Origin of the sequence: Lawsonibacter hominis, assembly GCF_014287895.1 — a bacterium.
GTDB lineage: Bacteria > Bacillota > Clostridia > Oscillospirales > Oscillospiraceae > Lawsonibacter_A > Lawsonibacter_A hominis.
Window position 1 is genome coordinate 41387 of the sequence record NZ_JACOPP010000011.1, and the last position, 16336, is coordinate 57722.

Consider the following 16336-nt stretch of genomic DNA (forward strand, 5'->3'; position numbering starts at 1 on the left):
GTGATTCCCTCCTTACAAAAGTGCAGCATACCAGTAGGTGACCCCTGATTTTGAAAATGCCGTTGCGGCAGAAGTATTTCCACTCACCGTAAAACCAGTGTCTACAATCGCAATAGTTGATAATGGACTGTAGTTGGAAATAACCATGGTAGCCTTGTAATAGACCCCGGCACTATTGTAACCGTCCCCTCCAAGGAGCACGGCTTTGGGACGTTTCCCGAGCAAAATAGTCTGTGCTGCTCCCGTTCCGGTGTACGTTCCAGTAACAATTTTCGGGATAATAGCTGTGTTTTCTTCGCCCGCATACTCGTAATAGTATCCGTCCTGCTCGCCTGCATCGGGATAAGCGTTCCGGCTCTCACTGTACACATATCCCGATGACTGCCGGACAACGCTGACTGTATAAGCCGGAGTAAAATATTGGGTGTAGGTCTTATCGGTCGAGTTGTAGGTGCATACAATCGATGGATTTGGGTCTATGTAGAATACGGATGCAGTGGCGGAACTGTCGTGCGAAACATACTTTCCGGCCAACAAAGAAATGTATGTTGCTCTGGATTCCTCTATTTGCTGGCCTGTGTATGTAAGCGCAGTCGGATTTACAAGCATGACTTTGTGGTCAGCGGTTACAGTAACTTCGTTTGCGTAGTATATGGTGTGTGAGTAAGGGAGCTTACCGGCATTAACCGTGACAAATCTGGTGCTGGTTCCCGCCTGACTGAGTTGATATTGAGACTTCGCCCACTTGTACTGCGTCTCAGCCGTCTTGTTGAGCTGGTTGTTGATGTCCGAAATCGCTTCCGCTACATTTTCCCACGGCAGGCATGGGATCTGGCTGGCCTGCACCTGATGGGGATTATCCAGATCGGCGGTGTGCCCGGCCAGCAGATTCTGCACCGCCGCCGCGGCCCCGGCGGTATCCGCGCCCGCCTGTGCCGCCGTTACAGCGTGGGGATTATCCGTCCTTGCCGCATGCTCTGCAGCAGCGCCCTCTCCATGCAGCAGACCTCTCATCTCATCACCTCCACCAGGATGGGGACGTCCACCGTGGGCGCTGCGCTCTGCTTGCAGTAAGCCGTCAACGTACCCTCGGCGCTGTCCACATACGGCTCCAGCGTGTTGTAGGCCGCCCGCTGGCGCCCGGCCAGCTCTGCGTCCGTCGTGCTGCAGGCCGGATACACGTGAGTCACGTCCGTGGCCTTGATGCCGGCCACCGCCACGGTCTGGCTCCAGGCTCCGGTACTTCCGGCCCATCCTGCCGTGGTCAGCACAGGCCAGGCACGCAGCAGCGTGCTCATCTCCGGCAGCTGCCCCGGCAGGATCAGGCCGTCCTCGCCCAGCCCCGCCTTCCCCTCCTCCAGGCCGTGCAGAGCCGCGTCGATGCGGTCTGCATTGTCGTTAAAGTCGCTCACGTTATAATAGTCAGACGCAGCCGGCTTTTTCAGGTTGTAGTAGTCCGTTTGGGTCATGTCATACTCCCTCCCCGCAAGGTGTCGTGGGTAAATGCGGCCAGCCCTCCGTGCGTGTAGGGCGTCAGCATGGCGTGGGTACGGTACAGGATGATGTAGTCGTAATCCAGGTGGGCAGGCTTGATCTCCTCGATGGCGGCAGACAGATCGTCCATGTTGGGCGGTATCCCGATGGTCCCGGTAAATTTCACGTCAAAGCGGTACTCCTCCGCGTGCTCGATCACGTCCACAGCCCCGTTCGAAAAGCTCTCCGCAACGCGCTGGATCATGGCCACCGTGGTGGTCCCCTGCCCACGCAGCTTGGACAGGATACGGGTACGCCGCCACTCATGCGGCCTGCTCACGTCGGTCTCCAGGCCCAGGGCCCGCTCCCAGGCCTCCAGCCCCCAGGTGGCCGTCGCCACGTTGAGTTGTGCCAGCAGGCCGTCCCAGGCCGCCCGGACCGCCGCGGCCTCCGGGTCCAGCGCCCCCTGAAGGGCAATGACCTCGGCGCTCCGGTCGTAATACCGGGGCAGGTAATCCATCAGTTTCACGTCACACTCACCTCGCCCAGGACCGGGACCTGCTCGGCGCCGATGGACACGTTGCCCGTCCCGCCGTTGACGCTCAGGCTGGTATAATCCACCACGCCGTCAATGTCCAGCAGGAAAAAGGCGACCCGGTTGTAGAGCAGTGTGTAGCCGCGGAAGGCCAGCTCCCGGATATACTCCCCCAACCGTTCGGCAAAGGCGCTCTCCACGGCCGGCGCCGTCGTAGTGCCGTCCAGTGTCACGGAGGCGGATACCTCGATGCTCAGGCCCGCGGCGCTGGACACGGTCACCGTCGCCCCGATGGGCCGCTGCGCGTCGATGTAGGCGGCGCAGGCCGTCACGATCTCGCTGGAGACCGGCTCCTTGTCCGGACCTACGATCAGCACCTTCACGGTACCCGGCCCGTTCCAGAGCGGCGTGACCTTGGCGTCTCCCACACCGTTGACCTCCTTGGCCCACCGCTCATAGTGATATGTGTTGCCGCTGGTGGCGGGCTTTTGCAGATGCTCGTACAGACGCGCGCACAGTGCTGCGTCGGTCTCCTCGTCGGTGCCGCCCTCGGCGTCGGCGTTGCTCCAGCTTTCCAGGCCGGAGATGGTGTTCACCATCTGTGTAAGCTCCCCTGCCCGGATGTTGTAGGCCCGCCCTACGGCGTCGGCCTCCACGCTGCCCGGATCTGCGCCGCCGGTCAGCGTCACCGGCTCCATCAGGCCAAACGCCAGGCCGTCCCCCGTCAGGAAGGCCGTCCCTGCCGGGATCACCGTCCCCGCCCGGCCGGTCAGCGTCAGGGCGGCCCTGGCCCGCGTCCCCGCCTTGCGGACAATGCCGTACTCGGCGCACCGAAGGTCGATATATCCCCCGCTGCTCTCATCCACATAGGCGATTGGGATCAGCGCGTTCATGGCCTGATAGCACTTCCACAGCTCCAGCGCAACGGGGCTTACCATGTCGGACAAAAAGCCGCCCTCGCGCTGCTCCATGGTGCTGCCCACCCGGCTCAAGATCCCGCTTTTGATGCTTTCCGGGGTAATGTCCTCAAACATGGGCCTCAAGCGCCCCCTTTCCATAAATGCTCGTCAGAGCGCAGGATATCTCCAGCAGGCCGTCCAAAAACGTTACGGAGATATCGTCCACGCTGCGGATATAGGGATTGATCAGCAGGGCCTCCCGCACATAGCGGATGGCCTCCGCGCGCTTCAGCTCCCCTGTGTAGGGCTGCCCGATCAGGCTCTCCAGTTCGCTGCCGTAAGCCCAGGTATAGATCTCATAGCGGAACCGCTCCGTGTGAAGGGCTTTCCAGGCCCATACCAGTACCGCGTCCAGGCCCTGCACCTCTACCGGCTCCCCGCGCAGAAAACGCGGCTGGTTAGCCGCATAGTCCCAGCCGATCTCCACGCACAGGGGCAGCTCCCGGCCGCCCTCCCAGGCCTGCGGCTGGATCATTGGGAACAGCTGTGTGCTCATGGCGTCACCACCCTGCAAATCGCAATGTACCGCTGCCGCCCTTCGATGGGCAGCAGCAACAGCAGATCGCCTGCCTTGTAGTCCGGCTTGCGCCGGATCAGCCTGCATTCGTCCACTGCTCCGCCGGTCACGGTCATGGCGCTGTGGCTGGAGTAGGAGCAGGCTGTCTGGATGCTCAGGTCCCCCTTGGGGTCCCTGATTTCAGCCGGTATCTCATAATCCTTTTTCAGCGCGGCGTTCAGCAGCAGCCGTTCCGGCCCAAGCGTATTACCCTCGGCCAGGACCCGCAGCGGCTCCGGCGAGAGCACCTTTCCCAGGACCAGCGCGTCGGCCGGCGCTCCGCCCGCCAGCGCGTCTACCAGCATCACATACGGGTTTGCTTCCATGTTCCCTCCTGCTCAGGCGTCCAACAGCTTTCCCGCCTCCTGCTCGTCCATCAGGTTGCGGAAGTTCAGCGTCAGCTTACACTGATAGAGCCCGTTTTTCCATGTATGTGTGTCCGCATCGATCCAAAACAGGCCGTAAACGCCGGTATAGGGCTCCCGAACCACCACGCACTCTCCGGCGATCAGGGCCGGATTGCCCAGGCAGGACACCGTGACCGTCTGGCTGACCGCGCCGTCCTCCAGCAGCCGCCGGGCCTGTTTGGCCGTATCCTGTCCCTCAGCCTGCTGAAGGTATGCCTGCATCAGCCCGTAGAGGCCCACGGCCTCCCCGTCCTTCTGTTCGGATACCCTGGCGCCGTTTTTGTCGTAGATGGCCACCTGATTGACCATATTTTCCACGCTCTCCGAGACCGATGCGCTGATCAGGTTGCTGCCCGGACGGAGCACCAGGGTGCGCTCTCCCTGTTTTTTTTCGACGACTTCCAGCGCGGCGCCCCGGAAGCGGATCTGATACCGCCCCCCGGTCTGCTCCGCCGCCAGGGTATAGCCGGTTTGGATGATCTTGTACAGGCTCACCCCGGGGAAATTGCGGGAGACCGGCACTCCCGTGGATGCCAGCGCGCCCACGGAGATCCCGAAGTCCCCGCAGACCCGCCTGGTAATGGATTCCGGCGTCTGATTGGTGAACAGGTAGGCGGCCTCGTTGCGCTTGAGATAGATTCCCCGGTCAAAACAGCCCAGGCCGATCCCGCCGCCGCCGGTGTCCTTATCACGTGAAAACACGAAGCCGTCGAATAAAAGCTCCCCGTTTCGGAACAGCTGCGCCCCGTCCCCCAATGAACAGGGGATCACCGGCAGGCGCTTGTCCACCGGGGAGGCCGTCAGGGACACATCCAGCGTCCTCCCCACCTGCTTCCCGTTGCCCGCCCAGGTGCATGACTGCATCAGCGCCGTTGCGTCCTGCGTCCCCGCGCCGGTCGTGAGCAGCAGCTTCAGCGTATCATCCTTCAAGACGGTTCAGCGCCTCCTGCGCAAGGTTTTTGACCGCGGGCCCGGCCTGGAACTTAAATTGTCCCACCGTCTGGTCAAACGTCACCGCAGTCGCCTCCGCCGCCTTCTGGGACAGCGGCTTCTGCTCCGCAGCCCGGGCGGCGGGCAGCTTGTCCGCGTCCGGCAGCTTCAGCACCTGGCCCGGGTAGATCCGGTTCGGGTTGCAGATACCATTGGCGGCGGCCAGTTTTCCGTACAGGGATGCGTCGCCGTAGAATCTCCGGGCAATACCTGACAGCGTATCCCCGGCCTGCACCGTGTAGGCCGTCTGTTTTTCCGGCTGGGTCTCCACAGCTCTGGCCTGGTTCCCGGTGGCTTTCTGCTCCACGGTCTCCGCCGACAGCGTCCGGTACCCGCGCAGGGGGATCGTGCAGTAGATATCGTTGGTACCGTCCTGCTCCCGGTACCGGATGGGGTCCAGGATCACAGCGGCGTTGACCGGCGTGTCCGAGACGATGAAGCGCAGTACGGTCCCCGCGTCGCTCCACTTTTCCAGCCGCTCCAGATAGACAAACGGGTTCGTGCCGGCGCCCGGCTGATTAAATGGGTAGGCATGGGCGGGCAGCAGGCACTCCAGTTCTACATCCAGGAGCACGGCGCTTCCCGGCAGATTCACATCGCCCGCCTCGTGCATGGTCAGCGGGTTGGCCTTCCGCCCGTGCTCCACGTCATAGCTGGAGGGCGTGACCGGGAGCACCAGCTCCTCCCCTGTTTCCGTATCCTTGAAAATGAATTTCCGCAGCATGGGCGTCTCTCCCTTCCTGTCGCGCGATCCGCTATGGCTCTGCCAGCAGCGCCGCCCGGCGCACCTCGTTGGCGAATTTTCGGGCCAGCTTGTCCAGGTCGGCTTCCTCCCGTACCGTAACAGGTCCGTTCAGGTTCAGGTTCACGCTGCCCGCGCCCGCATCCGCCGCCCGCGCCTGGGCGGCGGTCTGCACCCGTTCGCCCTCGTGCAGCAGCGCGGGGAAATCGTCGTAGGGCACCCGGTCCAGCCCGTAGGCATACCGGTGATAGTTGCTGGCGCCGCCGCCGGTCCGCCGTTCGCCCCGCGTGACGGATGCGTTCCCCGCAAGTGCCGCCGCAAGGCCTCTGGTGTACCATTGGCCGCGCTCATAGCCTGCGTCCCAGTAATCAGAGTTCATGCCCGCATCGCTGCGGATTCCTTCCACAAGCGTCATCTCCGCTGCCAGGGCCTCCTGGGCTCCCTCGCTGGCGTTGTACTCGTCCATCCCCCTGACCTTGGCCTGCATCAGGATACGGCCCATCTCGGCCGCATCGTCCTCCGCCTTGGCCCGCTGGTAGTCCTCGCCCTCCATGGCGGCGTTCACCGCTTCGCGGATATAGCGCTCCTTTTCGTTTTCCAGCTGTGCCTGCCATGCTCCGATGGCCCGGTTCGCCTCGTCCTGGGCTCCGGCCGCCAGCCACTCCGTCTGGGCCTGGATGCCCTTCTTGCGCGTCTCGTTATAGCCGATGCCGTAGGCTTCTTCGGCGTTGGCCTCGGCGTCCTCCAGGTTGCCCATCATCCCTTCATAGGTGCTGGCCATGCGCTCGGACAGGCCTCCGTACTGCTCCTGCATGTAGGTCAGCAGCGCTTCCACCGCATCGGACCCGCGGATCGCTCCGGACGACACCTTTCCCGCGACCGTGGCCGCGTCGCCCCACTGCGAAAGGGCCTCGTATACGTCGATCCCACGCTCTGAAAAATAATTGAGGTACTCCTGCGTGGTTTTGTCCGTGAGCTGCATGCGGGACAGCCCGGCGATCAGCACCCCATTGTCGCTGGAATCCAGAGACAGCGCTGCGGAGGTATCCGAAAGGGTCTTGAGCATATCCAGCGTCCGGTCCGCCCCGAAGGGTTTTACCATGCTTTTTGCGTAGCTGGTGATCTCGTCATAGGTGTAGTTGGTGGCGGCCGCCATGGCTTTCACCTCGTCCAGAAAGGCCCCGGCCGACGCATCGCCTCCCAGCAGGGTGGCAAAGGCCAGCTGTTTCTGCTCCCGGCTGCCGGCAATGCCGGAGCCGGACGTGATCGCCTCATCCCGCGCGGAGATCTGCGCCTCAGCCGCATCCTGCACATAGCTTTTAAAGGCGTCGTCCCTGGCCGCGAAGATCTCACTCCCGCCCGATATGGCCCCCGAAAGCCCGCCGACCAGTGCGCCGATTGCGATTCCGGGCAGGCCGAGCGCCGCTCCCATCATGCCCCCGGATACGGCTCCTGACAAAACGGAGGACGCGAAGCGTGCTTCCGGCTCCCCGATCGCGCTGCTGAGAAAGCTGCCGCCCGCCTGAGCGATCGCATCTCCTACCTGCCGGCTGAGCCCGGCCGACAGAAGGCCCTTCAGCAATCCGGATGCGCCGCTCCCCTCGCTTCCGCCGGAATTTCCGGTCTTCCGCAGCTCGTCCCGGTAGCTCATCAGGGATTTGCGGCTGCTGTTCATGGCGCTTTCCGTATCCTTTAGTCTGGCTTTATACTCCTCCTGCTCCTTGATGGCCTCGTCCAGGATGCCCTTGTGGAGCTCATCACCGAATTTTTTGTACGCGGTCCTGGCCTCCGAGACCTTCTTATTGCTGGCCTCCAGTGCGGATTTCCACCTGGATGCGTCCGCCGTCAGGGCCTTCTGTTCCTTTTCGTAGGCCGCGCAGGTCTGTTCCAGCGCCTGCATGGCTTTGTCAAAGGCTTTTGTATTATTGCCCATGGCCTTCATGGTCGGTGACATTTTGTCGTACAGCGTCATGACGATGCCGACTTCCTCCGCCATAGGATCACCTCCGCTTGACATCCGCCGGATCTGCGATATACTGGAAATAAAAAAGGGGGGCGTGCTTATGTTTTGGGTGAGGTTCCGCAGCGGGGCATATGGGTTTCGCGGTTTTCTATGGCTCTGCCTCGGGATGTCCGGTCTGTTCACGGTTTCAATCGGCCCGCTCCTGGCCTGTTCCGGCTATCCCGGCCTGAGCGTCCTGTTCCTCCTTGTGACCCTTGCCCTGCTGCCGCTTTGCATTTGGGTCTCCGGCGATCCGCATAAAGGCGAGCCGCCGCAATGATCCGCCGCCCCGTCCGGGGCGGCTTCAAGCGGTCGAAAACCCCTCTGGAGAAGAGCCTCGCCGAGTTCCGTCGTCCGCAGACGACGGAAGAAAAGGAATCTCCGTCATTTCCGGCGACATGTGCGTCGGAAATGACACCTCTCATGACGGACAGGGCGACTTTTCTGCAAGAATCGAGCCCTGTCCGTCATGCATCCCCCTGTCGAAAAAGGCCCTTGCCCTTTTTCGACAGGCTGCCGCCGCCCCGGCCGGGGCGGCTTTTTTAACGCCGTCCCGGCCTGTGATCGATTTCATAGGACGCCAGCGCCGCCACCAGATCCCGGAAGCCGGGCGGCTTCAGATAGAACTCGTCCGGCTTCCAGCCCTTGGTGTGAAACAGGTAATACACCAGTCCCAGCTCCGGGTCGCTGCCGTCCTCTATTCGTTTTTTATTTCTTCGATGGTATCCCGGCGATAGCCGCACAGCCGTTCTACCGCCCGGCTGATGTCCTCGATCTCTCCGGCCAGCAGCATGGCCTTCACGGTCTCCGCCGGGGTGGCTCCGCCGAACCGCTCCGCCAGCCGCCGGTCCTTAAAGTCCGGTTCCACCACTCCGGCCAGAAGGATATGCACGTTCAGGTCGGTGCTGTTGGTCTCCTTCAGTTCGCTGACCCGCCCATACGGCAGGCCCCGCAGGGTAAAGATCACATCCTCCCCGCAGGCCTCGCTCAGGCGCTTGATCCGATACTTTCGCGTGGGCAGCTGCTTCTGGACGTTCGGTACCTCCGGCCGCAGCAGCAGCTCCAGAAGTTCGCTCATAAGCTTCTCCTTTCCGGGACGCAGGACGCCCCCGCTCTGTCGTGCTTGACAAAGCGGGGGCGTCTGATATAATAACCATACAGGGGCGCTGCGACAAGCGGTCAGCCCAAGTTCAGCTTAACAGGAAAGCCCTGAGAAACCGTCACTTGGCAGAGTGGCGGTTTCTGCTTTTCACAATAATCGTAACCGTGAAGGCCCCGATATGTAATGTGATCCGCATGGCCTCACCCCCTTCCGGAGGTCGTGGCCAACCGCCTGTCCGTTTGTGCAGCGCCAGTGTCATCATACCCGATGCGCCGCGTTTTGTCAAACCATGCCTTCCGTCGCTCCCATCGCGGGGAGCGTGGATGGAAATTCAGGTTCCGATCATATCCAGGAACTCGTAATCGGTAAAGGTGAAGGGAGACTCGACCTTGCCCGGGCTTTTGGCCTCCCAGTCCGCCAGCGTGAGGTCGTTAAACGAAACGTTCTTCAGCACTACCCGCTCAGCTCCATAGGCGTCCGGATCGTTGAGCTTGGAGATGACCGTAAAGCGGATATCCCGCCCGTTGCGGATATACTGCCCGATCACCTGCGCCATGCGGGAGTTGACCTTGTGCATCCGCAGGGAGCCCGTGCAGTCGATGCCGGTCACCTTTTTGTCGCTGGCCATCTGCCCGCACAGTGCGATATCCTCTTTGTTGAAACCGACCTTGGCCTGAAGGCCGTAACACTCGCTCACCTTGTCGCTGTCCAGCCACACCTCGCCCCAGGTGCCGGAAATAACCCGCTTTGCAGAATCCATGCCGTGCCCTCCTTAAATGACGACCTTCAGGTCGATGTCCTCGATGGCGTCCAGTATCTTGACCGCGGCGGCCAGAAAGACCCTTTCCGCCGTATTGGCCTGCTTGATCTCCTGCTCCGTCATGGCCGATGTGTCTGTCCCCACGCTCTGGAGATACGCCTCCTGGGCCTCCAGGTCGATGCCCGTGCGGGAGGCGTCCGCCTGCAGGATGCCTCCGAGCTCCAGGGTCCGGAAATACCCGCTGATGGCCGTGATGAGCAGGCACTTATTGTCGTAGCTGTTGGCGTACTTGCCGATATAGCTGTCCTGGGCCGTCATGCGGATATCCGCCTGCATCATATCCATGGCTTCTACCAGTTTGATCTTCCGGTAGGCCGCTCCCTTGTCCTGGGTGGTGGTCTGGAGGCTGTTCACGCCCCGGCCGACTTTGATCTTCGCGCCATCGTGGAACAGGATAAATTCGCCGCCGTCGATGGCCTCGTCCATCTCCGCTTCCGTCAGCCTGGTCACGTCGGACACCTCCGGCAGTGTGGCGTAAGTACAGCTGATGGTGATCGGAGTTCCCGCGATCAGCCCGGCGATCCGGGAACAATACTGACCGGCGGTAAAGGTCGTGGCGCCTGCCACGATCCCGCCGGTTGTGAAGTTGATGACAGCCTCGCTGTCTGCGGCCGTATTGGGCAGAACCGCCTTACAGACGGCGTGGTCGTTGAGCCTGCGGCTTTTGATCCATGCCACGACTGCGGTACACTGCTCCTCGGTGATATCGGGCGGCCCCGCCAGATAATCGAATACCTGGGTGGCCAGATAATCCAGCGCATCGGTCAGCGCCTCCGCCGCAGCGGGCAGTACATAGACGATGACCTTTCTGGGCGGATTGACATAGCCCAGGAACGCGCGCTGAAGATAGGCCTGATTGGCTGCTCCAAGCGTTGTCGGGATCTGTGTCGCGTTGGTCAGGATATGCGCCCCGTTTCCTTTGCTGTCCTTGATAATCAGCGCCACTATGCCCTTCTCGCTGCGCTGGATCGCTGTAATGGCCGTGTTCTGGAACGAAATATTGATATTAGGCAGTCCCATCTGCAATACCTCCTGTCAAATTTAGGCTGACCGCGCCCATCGGCGGCCACGTTTCGCCGCCGGGCCGGTCATCCTGGTAGCTCAGCGTGACCGTTATCTCGGCGTAGTCGTAGTGGTACTCGCCTTTGTTGCCCGCCACGTGCAGCGCGCGGTCCCCGACGCGCAGATAAGCGGCCGCAAACAGCTCCTGTACCAGCATCATCGTACCGGCCAATGCCGCGACATGGGTGTTATGGTAGCGGTCCACCGTCTCAAACGCGGTCACCACCAGCTGCGTTTTCACGTCCAGCGTATCGCAGCTTGCGTCCGCCATCTCCACACTCCCCAGGCTGACCAGGAAGGACGGCCGTTCAAAGCCCTCCGGAACCAGATCCCGGTACACCCTGCGTCCCGGGAAACGCTCGCCCAGCCGCTCCTCCAGTGCGGCCAATATCGTGTTGGGGTTAAGCATACGCGCCTCCTAGTAGTCGATTTCATCCGCGAGGCGGCTCAGCACCTTGTCCGCTGCCCGCCGTGCGTGTTCCCATGCCTTCAGCTTGGTCCAGCTGTAGAATAGATGGCCCTTTACATAGGCCCCGCGCCCGCTGACCCCGGCCCCTACGATCCGGGCCCGATACCGCTTGTCCTTCCCCGAAGGCCTGCGTGCGCCATGGCCCCGTTCCAGCCATCGGGTCACCATGCGCCCGGAAACGGTTTTCCCCTTCCAGGTCTTGCGTTTCCCGAACCGGTCATGAAACGGCATGGCCTCCGCCCGGATCGCCGCATATCCGCCTTTGCTGCCCAGCGCCAGGCGCTGGCTGTTCCGTACATGGCAGAATAGGTCGTCCACGCCCTGGGAGAGGATATTGGCGTCCAGATCCCGCCGGACCGCCGCGCCCATCTCGGCAACTGCGGCCTGACGGGCCGCAGGAAACACGTCGAACAGAGCATCCCAGTGCCGCCGGAACTGATCCAGCTCTTTGGTATCCACCCACGTCTTCACTACAGGTCCCTCTTCCGCACGATCTCATATTCGTTTTTGAACGGGTCCAGCGTATGGGCGGTCAGCACTTCATAGGGCTCTGCCGCCACATCCACCAACCCGCCCGGCGTCAGTTCGATGGCTTTCGGCGTCACCAGCACGTAGCAAAGCGTATTGACGGACATGGGTTCGTCTCGCTCATGCCGCAGATACTTTTCCGTCAGCACGCCCGGAAAGACCGGTCCATCCGTGCCCCGGTGGACGTTTCCCTGGCACTCAACCAGTTCGACCAACGCAGCCTTCCCGCTCATCCAGCCCCGTTTTCCGTCGGTCAGACTGGTCAGGAACAGGTGCCGCCCCCGCCACCGCAGGGCATTGTGGAGCGTGATGGGCTGCCTGCGCAGCACCAGGCTGGCGTCTCTGGCCCCAATGCCCACCTGCGAAAACAGGTTGGTCCTCTCCCCCAGTTCCACGCCCGCGCTGGTGGTACGCTGCACCTCCCAGCTCCATACGTGGTCCGTTTGGACAATCCGGAGCACCTCGACCCGCTCCCGCAGCTCCGCCGCGCGCTGGTGCATCGCCATCTCCTACCCTCCCGCGGAGCCGGCGTCCGATCGGGACGCCGGCTCAGAGAATTTCAGCTGATTCAGCCGTCGCCGGAACATGGGGTTCTCGGTCAGGAGCGTCCCGCCGACGGACAGCTCCGGCAGATCCAGCGAATCCAGCACCAGGGCGTTGACACACAGGTCGTAGGACTCCCGGCGCAGACTGCCCTCCTCGGGCTCGGAGATCCCGGCCCCCTCCAGGTACGCCACCGCGCCCGGATAGAGGTCCCGGATCTTCGTCACCCGGTGCTCATCGGCCGGATCCACCTCGCAATACCGCAGCAGCCTGTCCAGCCGCTCATCCGTCAGGGCCATATTAAACCACTAGGCTCCAGCCGTTGGCCGCAGGCAGATAGAGCCCGGAGGCGACCGCCGCCACGCCGCAGACCACCCCGTCCGCCGCGTCATGACGGAACTTAACAGCTACATACCGCCCATTGAGGGCGCTCACCTTGTACGTCACCACCGCAAGCTGGGGGGCGGTGCCCACGCCGTCGGTGAAGGTAGCCTTGCCGATCTCCTCCGCTCCAGCCCCGCCGCTGTCGCCGGAGGCCAGCAGGGAGACCGTCAGTCCCTTACCCTTGCCCAGGGCAGCGGCAGACACCAGGAACACAATCTCCTCCACCCCGGACACATCCACATAGGCGGTCGTCTTGTCGGTGGAGGCCGCCACGCTCTGGGGGGCCAGGACGTTCTGAAACGCCAGTGCTTCCGAAATACGCTTCATACTCTGCTCCTTCCTTACTTGCGGTCCGCCAGCGCCACGAATGGGCTGCGGGCCTTGCTGCTGTTCTTGATGGTCAGCGGCTTGCTCACCTTGGGCATGCCGTTACAGCGGTACACCATGCGGAAGCAGTTCTGATCGGTGAGGAACTCCACGTGAATGGACCAGTCCTGCTTGGCGGCGCCCTTGGCCAGCAGAATGTACATGAAGGGGTCCACCAGCATGATGTCGCCCTTGGTGCCCAGGGCGGAACAGCTATCCTCAAACAGCACCGGCTTGTTGAGCACCCGCTGGGTGTCGAAGTTGCCCAGGCCGCCCTCGGGGTTCCACAGGAACTTGGCCGCCTCGCCGCTCTGGATGGACAGGTAGGGGAGCTGCTCCTCCAGGTCGGGGTGCATCAGCCACACCAGGCGGTTGCGGTTGCGGGGCATGGCCCGGGCCTGTATCTTGATGGCGTTGGCGCCCACGAAGGTTCCCGCCTCCTGGCCGGTCTCCTTAGCCACCTCAATCAGCGCTTTGGAGTGGAGCAGGCCCAGGGGCTTACCCACGCCGTCTCCAGCGATCACGGCCTCAGTCAGCAGGCGGTCGGCGGCCAGGGTGAAGCCGGTGGAGGCAAAGCCGGACATGAACGCGGCATCCTGAAGCATCTCGTCGGTGCAATAAAGGAAGCCCATCATCTTCTCCAGGTCCAGTTTCATCTCCTTGAACTGGGGCTTGCTGGCGGCCACAGCGGCGCCCTCGGCGGCCCAGTACATCTGCACACCGCCGAATACGGACTTGCTCACGTCGGTCTCGTCGGCGCTGATCCAGCGCATGGAGTTGGCCGCGCTGGAGCAGGTGTAGCGGTCCAGCCGGTTCAGCAGAGGACTCATCTGCACGGCGCTCTCCATGATCGCGGAGGCGAAGTCGGTCTGGATAGCGAATCCGCCGTCGGCGCCGACGCCCTCGTTGGCGCCCAGCACCGCGTTGTTGACCTGCTGGAGACGCTTGTCCTCGACGTGGTTCTTGCGGAAGTTGTAGATGGCCGCCAGCTGCTCGCCGATGGAGGCAAAGGGCTTGTCCGCCCCACCATTGCCCGCCTTGTGGGCCTTGGGATCCGTGTGCAGCTCACCGTCATAGACGGGCTCGGCCGCCTCACGGCTGGCCTTGGCCAGTTTCTCCAGGGTGGAGATCTGACCGTTGATGGCCTCCATCTGGTCGGTGATCTTATTGGCATCCTCAATCTTGCCGTCCTTCACCAAGCCCTCGGCCTGGGCGAGCAGCTGGCCTTTCCGGGCCCGCAGCTCATTGATCTTTTCCATGTAGTCCATAGCGATCTCCTTTCATTGATCAAAAATGTGCAAGCGCTCTGAGTCGGGCCAGGGCGCGGATTGCCGTTTCTTCGGCTGTCCTGGCGGTCCGCTGGGCGGCCAGATGATCCTGGTACTGCTGCCGCATGGCAGCCGTCAGGCGAATCCGGCCGCCCGCCGCCGCAACAAAGGCCGCCGGGTCCTCTTCCCCGCCGGGCAGGCCCACCACCTCGTCGATGAGTCCGTACTCCTTGGCCTGGGTGGGACTGATCCAGATGTCCTTGTCCATGAGGGAGACCAGTTCCTCCCGGGTCTTGCCGCCGCCCCGGGCGGTGTAGACCTCCAGGATGCAGTCCCGGGCGTTGCGCAGGGCCTCGGCTGACCGACGCATAGCCCGGTAATCCCCCTCCGCGCCGCCGGCGGGGTTGTGGTAGCACAAGAGGGCCCCCGGCTCGCTCTGGATCACCTGGCAGCCGGTGGCCGCCAGGGTGGCCGCGCTGGCCCCAAGGCCCTGGAACAGCGCGGTGGTCTTGCCGGTATACCGCCGCAGCATGGAGCGGATCTCCAGTCCCACGCTCATGTCGCCCCCGGGCGAGTTGATCAGCAGCGTCACCTCTTCGCCGTCCGCCGCGTCCAGCGCGGCCTGGATGTCCATGGGGGCCGTGATGTCCCTCCATCCCCACCAGCGCAGGATGTCGGCCGAGTCGTTGTCCCACAGCTCGCCTCTCAGGTTTACATCCATCTATTTCTCTCCTTTCAGCACGGCCCCCAGAGAGGCCAGATTCTTGGAAACCAGGAACTCCTGGCCCAGGCCGCCGGGGATGGGTGACTTTTCCTCCAGGGCACGGCATTCGTCCGGGTTGTAAATCGTGTTGCGGACCATCCGCTCATAGAATTGGCTGCGGGTCAGGTCGTCACCCCGTAGGAGTACCGCCACATTGCCCCGCATGTACCAGCCCTCCCCGTCCCGCTTGTCCGGGGGAATGGCCTTATAGCCGTCCTCCTGCTCCCACTGCACCACATAGGGCAGCAGGGTGTCGGTGACGTAGTTCTGCCGCTGCTGGGCGTTGGAGTCATAGCTCTCCTTGCCGGTCTGCAGCATGTGCTTTGGGATACCGGTAAACCGGGCGATCTCCTCCACCGTGAATGCGCGGCTCTCAATATACTGGGCGTCGCTCTGGGAGAGGCCCAGGGGGGTGAACTTCATGCCGTGGTCCAGTACCGCCACCGCGAAGGCGTCGTCGGAGGCGTAGCCGCGAAACTCGTCCTTCAGCTTCTGCCGGGTGGCCGGCTTGGCGTCGGTGTCCACCTCCAGCACACCGGAAAGGCGGGCCCCGTTCTGGTAGAATTTCCGCTCGTACCGCTGTGCCATGGCGTCCATAGCGATGGTCTCCCTAGCCAGGTCCAACAGTCCCCTCCCCCGGGTGCCGTCATAGGTCTCGAAAAACAGGAAGGAGAGCTCATATGGGGCAAAGGTGCGCTGCCAGCCATCCACGTTGTAGTCGTACCAGTAATGCCCGCTCTCCCGGTCCTTGCGGATGGAGCAGCACTCCGTGGGCAGAGGGATGCGGGCCACCAGGCGCCCGTCCCCATCCCGGCGGTTCCAGCAGGTGCCGAAGCCATACCAGAAAGCGTTGGACATGATGAGCTTCTGGCACAGGAAGGGGGACATGCGCTCGTTGGGCCGCACCTTCAGCAGCCGGTCCAGCGCCGGGTCATGCACCGCCTTCCGGGCGTCCCCGTCCTTGGTGTAGGTGGCGAATGGAATCAGCCCGAAGGAGTTGCTGAGGATGCGGTGGGCAGCCGCCACCGGGGAGAGCCGCTCCGCGGTCCCCTGGCCCGTTTCCACGTCTTCCCCGGACAGGAACAGGTCCTTTAAGAACTGCCCTAGCTCCTCCGTGGAGAGCGTCCGCGTCTCAATCGACGCCCTTGGGCCGTTGATTGCCCGGTCAAAGATCATCGTTTTCCCCCTCTCCGCGCCCTGGCGATGACCACTGCGTAGGCTACCAGGCACCCGCCGGCCACCAGCAGTGCAGCCGGGCGGCCGCCCAGCTCCCAGGCCGCCCGCACAAAGCAGGCTCCGCCGGCCAGGAGCAGCAGATCGTCCAGGTAGAGCGCCAGCCTCCGCCCGGCCGCCTTCAGATGTTTCAT

At 62.8% G+C, this 16336-nt stretch carries 22 protein-coding genes; all 22 read right to left on the reverse strand.

What is annotated here, in order from left to right; genetic code table 11:
* Window positions 1-12 precede the first annotated feature (12 nt).
* The 22 genes from H8S57_RS09385 to H8S57_RS09485 all read right to left on the reverse strand — a co-directional run bounded on the left by H8S57_RS09385 (window position 13) and on the right by H8S57_RS09485 (window position 16336).
* Window positions 13-1014 carry a hypothetical protein gene (locus tag H8S57_RS09385; protein ID WP_186907824.1) on the reverse strand — a complete coding sequence of 334 codons (1002 nt, stop codon included), beginning with the start codon at window positions 1012-1014 and terminating at the stop codon, window positions 13-15.
* Window positions 1011-1469 (reverse strand): hypothetical protein, encoded by a 459-nt coding sequence (locus H8S57_RS09390; protein ID WP_186907825.1) that lies wholly within the window; start codon window positions 1467-1469, stop codon window positions 1011-1013. The genes H8S57_RS09385 and H8S57_RS09390 overlap by 4 nt, the downstream gene beginning before the upstream one ends.
* Window positions 1466-1993: a putative phage tail protein gene (locus H8S57_RS09395; RefSeq protein ID WP_186907887.1), complete on the reverse strand. Its 528-nt coding sequence runs from the start codon at window positions 1991-1993 to the stop codon at window positions 1466-1468. Before H8S57_RS09395 ends, H8S57_RS09390 begins: the two co-directional genes overlap by 4 nt.
* A gap of 5 nt (window positions 1994-1998) precedes the next feature.
* Window positions 1999-3042: a baseplate J/gp47 family protein gene (locus H8S57_RS09400; protein WP_186907826.1), complete on the reverse strand. Its 1044-nt coding sequence runs from the start codon at window positions 3040-3042 to the stop codon at window positions 1999-2001.
* Window positions 3035-3463 (reverse strand): DUF2634 domain-containing protein, encoded by a 429-nt coding sequence (locus tag H8S57_RS09405; protein WP_186907827.1) that lies wholly within the window; start codon window positions 3461-3463, stop codon window positions 3035-3037. The genes H8S57_RS09400 and H8S57_RS09405 overlap by 8 nt, the downstream gene beginning before the upstream one ends.
* On the reverse strand, window positions 3460-3849 hold the full coding sequence (locus H8S57_RS09410; protein ID WP_186907828.1) for a DUF2577 family protein: 390 nt from the start codon (window positions 3847-3849) through the stop codon (window positions 3460-3462). The genes H8S57_RS09405 and H8S57_RS09410 overlap by 4 nt, the downstream gene beginning before the upstream one ends.
* Before the next feature lie 12 nt (window positions 3850-3861).
* Window positions 3862-4860, reverse strand: coding sequence for an XkdQ/YqbQ family protein (locus H8S57_RS09415; protein WP_243204757.1), 999 nt, complete (start codon window positions 4858-4860; stop codon window positions 3862-3864).
* Entirely contained in the window at window positions 4850-5644 is a 795-nt protein-coding gene (locus tag H8S57_RS17880; RefSeq protein ID WP_305798144.1) for a LysM peptidoglycan-binding domain-containing protein, read from the reverse strand. Before H8S57_RS17880 ends, H8S57_RS09415 begins: the two co-directional genes overlap by 11 nt.
* A 31-nt stretch (window positions 5645-5675) precedes the next feature.
* Window positions 5676-7658: a tape measure protein gene (locus H8S57_RS09425; RefSeq protein WP_186907829.1), complete on the reverse strand. Its 1983-nt coding sequence runs from the start codon at window positions 7656-7658 to the stop codon at window positions 5676-5678.
* A 548-nt stretch (window positions 7659-8206) separates the two neighbouring features.
* Entirely contained in the window at window positions 8207-8332 is a 126-nt protein-coding gene (locus H8S57_RS17690) for a hypothetical protein (RefSeq protein ID WP_256413576.1), read from the reverse strand.
* A gap of 29 nt (window positions 8333-8361) precedes the next feature.
* Entirely contained in the window at window positions 8362-8742 is a 381-nt protein-coding gene (locus H8S57_RS09430; protein WP_186907830.1) for a phage tail assembly chaperone, read from the reverse strand.
* 355 nt (window positions 8743-9097) lie between these two features.
* Window positions 9098-9526, reverse strand: coding sequence for a phage tail tube protein (locus H8S57_RS09435; RefSeq protein WP_186907831.1), 429 nt, complete (start codon window positions 9524-9526; stop codon window positions 9098-9100).
* A gap of 12 nt (window positions 9527-9538) precedes the next feature.
* Window positions 9539-10606: a phage tail sheath subtilisin-like domain-containing protein gene (locus H8S57_RS09440; RefSeq protein ID WP_186907832.1), complete on the reverse strand. Its 1068-nt coding sequence runs from the start codon at window positions 10604-10606 to the stop codon at window positions 9539-9541.
* Window positions 10593-11057 (reverse strand): phage tail terminator family protein, encoded by a 465-nt coding sequence (locus H8S57_RS09445; RefSeq protein WP_186907833.1) that lies wholly within the window; start codon window positions 11055-11057, stop codon window positions 10593-10595. Before H8S57_RS09445 ends, H8S57_RS09440 begins: the two co-directional genes overlap by 14 nt.
* A 9-nt stretch (window positions 11058-11066) precedes the next feature.
* A complete protein-coding gene (locus tag H8S57_RS09450; protein ID WP_369807607.1) occupies window positions 11067-11588 on the reverse strand; it encodes a hypothetical protein in 522 nt (173 codons plus the stop codon).
* A complete protein-coding gene (locus H8S57_RS09455; RefSeq protein ID WP_186907834.1) occupies window positions 11588-12151 on the reverse strand; it encodes a hypothetical protein in 564 nt (187 codons plus the stop codon). The genes H8S57_RS09450 and H8S57_RS09455 overlap by 1 nt, the downstream gene beginning before the upstream one ends.
* A 3-nt stretch (window positions 12152-12154) precedes the next feature.
* Window positions 12155-12487, reverse strand: coding sequence for a phage gp6-like head-tail connector protein (locus tag H8S57_RS09460; protein ID WP_186907835.1), 333 nt, complete (start codon window positions 12485-12487; stop codon window positions 12155-12157).
* A 1-nt stretch (window position 12488) separates the two neighbouring features.
* Window positions 12489-12899 (reverse strand): hypothetical protein, encoded by a 411-nt coding sequence (locus H8S57_RS09465; RefSeq protein ID WP_186907836.1) that lies wholly within the window; start codon window positions 12897-12899, stop codon window positions 12489-12491.
* Window positions 12900-12913: 14 nt separating this feature from the next.
* Window positions 12914-14206 carry a phage major capsid protein gene (locus H8S57_RS09470; RefSeq protein ID WP_186907837.1) on the reverse strand — a complete coding sequence of 431 codons (1293 nt, stop codon included), beginning with the start codon at window positions 14204-14206 and terminating at the stop codon, window positions 12914-12916.
* A 19-nt stretch (window positions 14207-14225) separates the two neighbouring features.
* A complete protein-coding gene (locus H8S57_RS09475; protein ID WP_186907838.1) occupies window positions 14226-14927 on the reverse strand; it encodes a Clp protease ClpP in 702 nt (233 codons plus the stop codon).
* Entirely contained in the window at window positions 14928-16145 is a 1218-nt protein-coding gene (locus H8S57_RS09480; RefSeq protein WP_186907839.1) for a phage portal protein, read from the reverse strand.
* Window positions 16142-16336, reverse strand: a complete 195-nt coding sequence (locus tag H8S57_RS09485; protein ID WP_186907840.1) for a hypothetical protein — start codon at window positions 16334-16336, stop codon at window positions 16142-16144. The genes H8S57_RS09480 and H8S57_RS09485 overlap by 4 nt, the downstream gene beginning before the upstream one ends.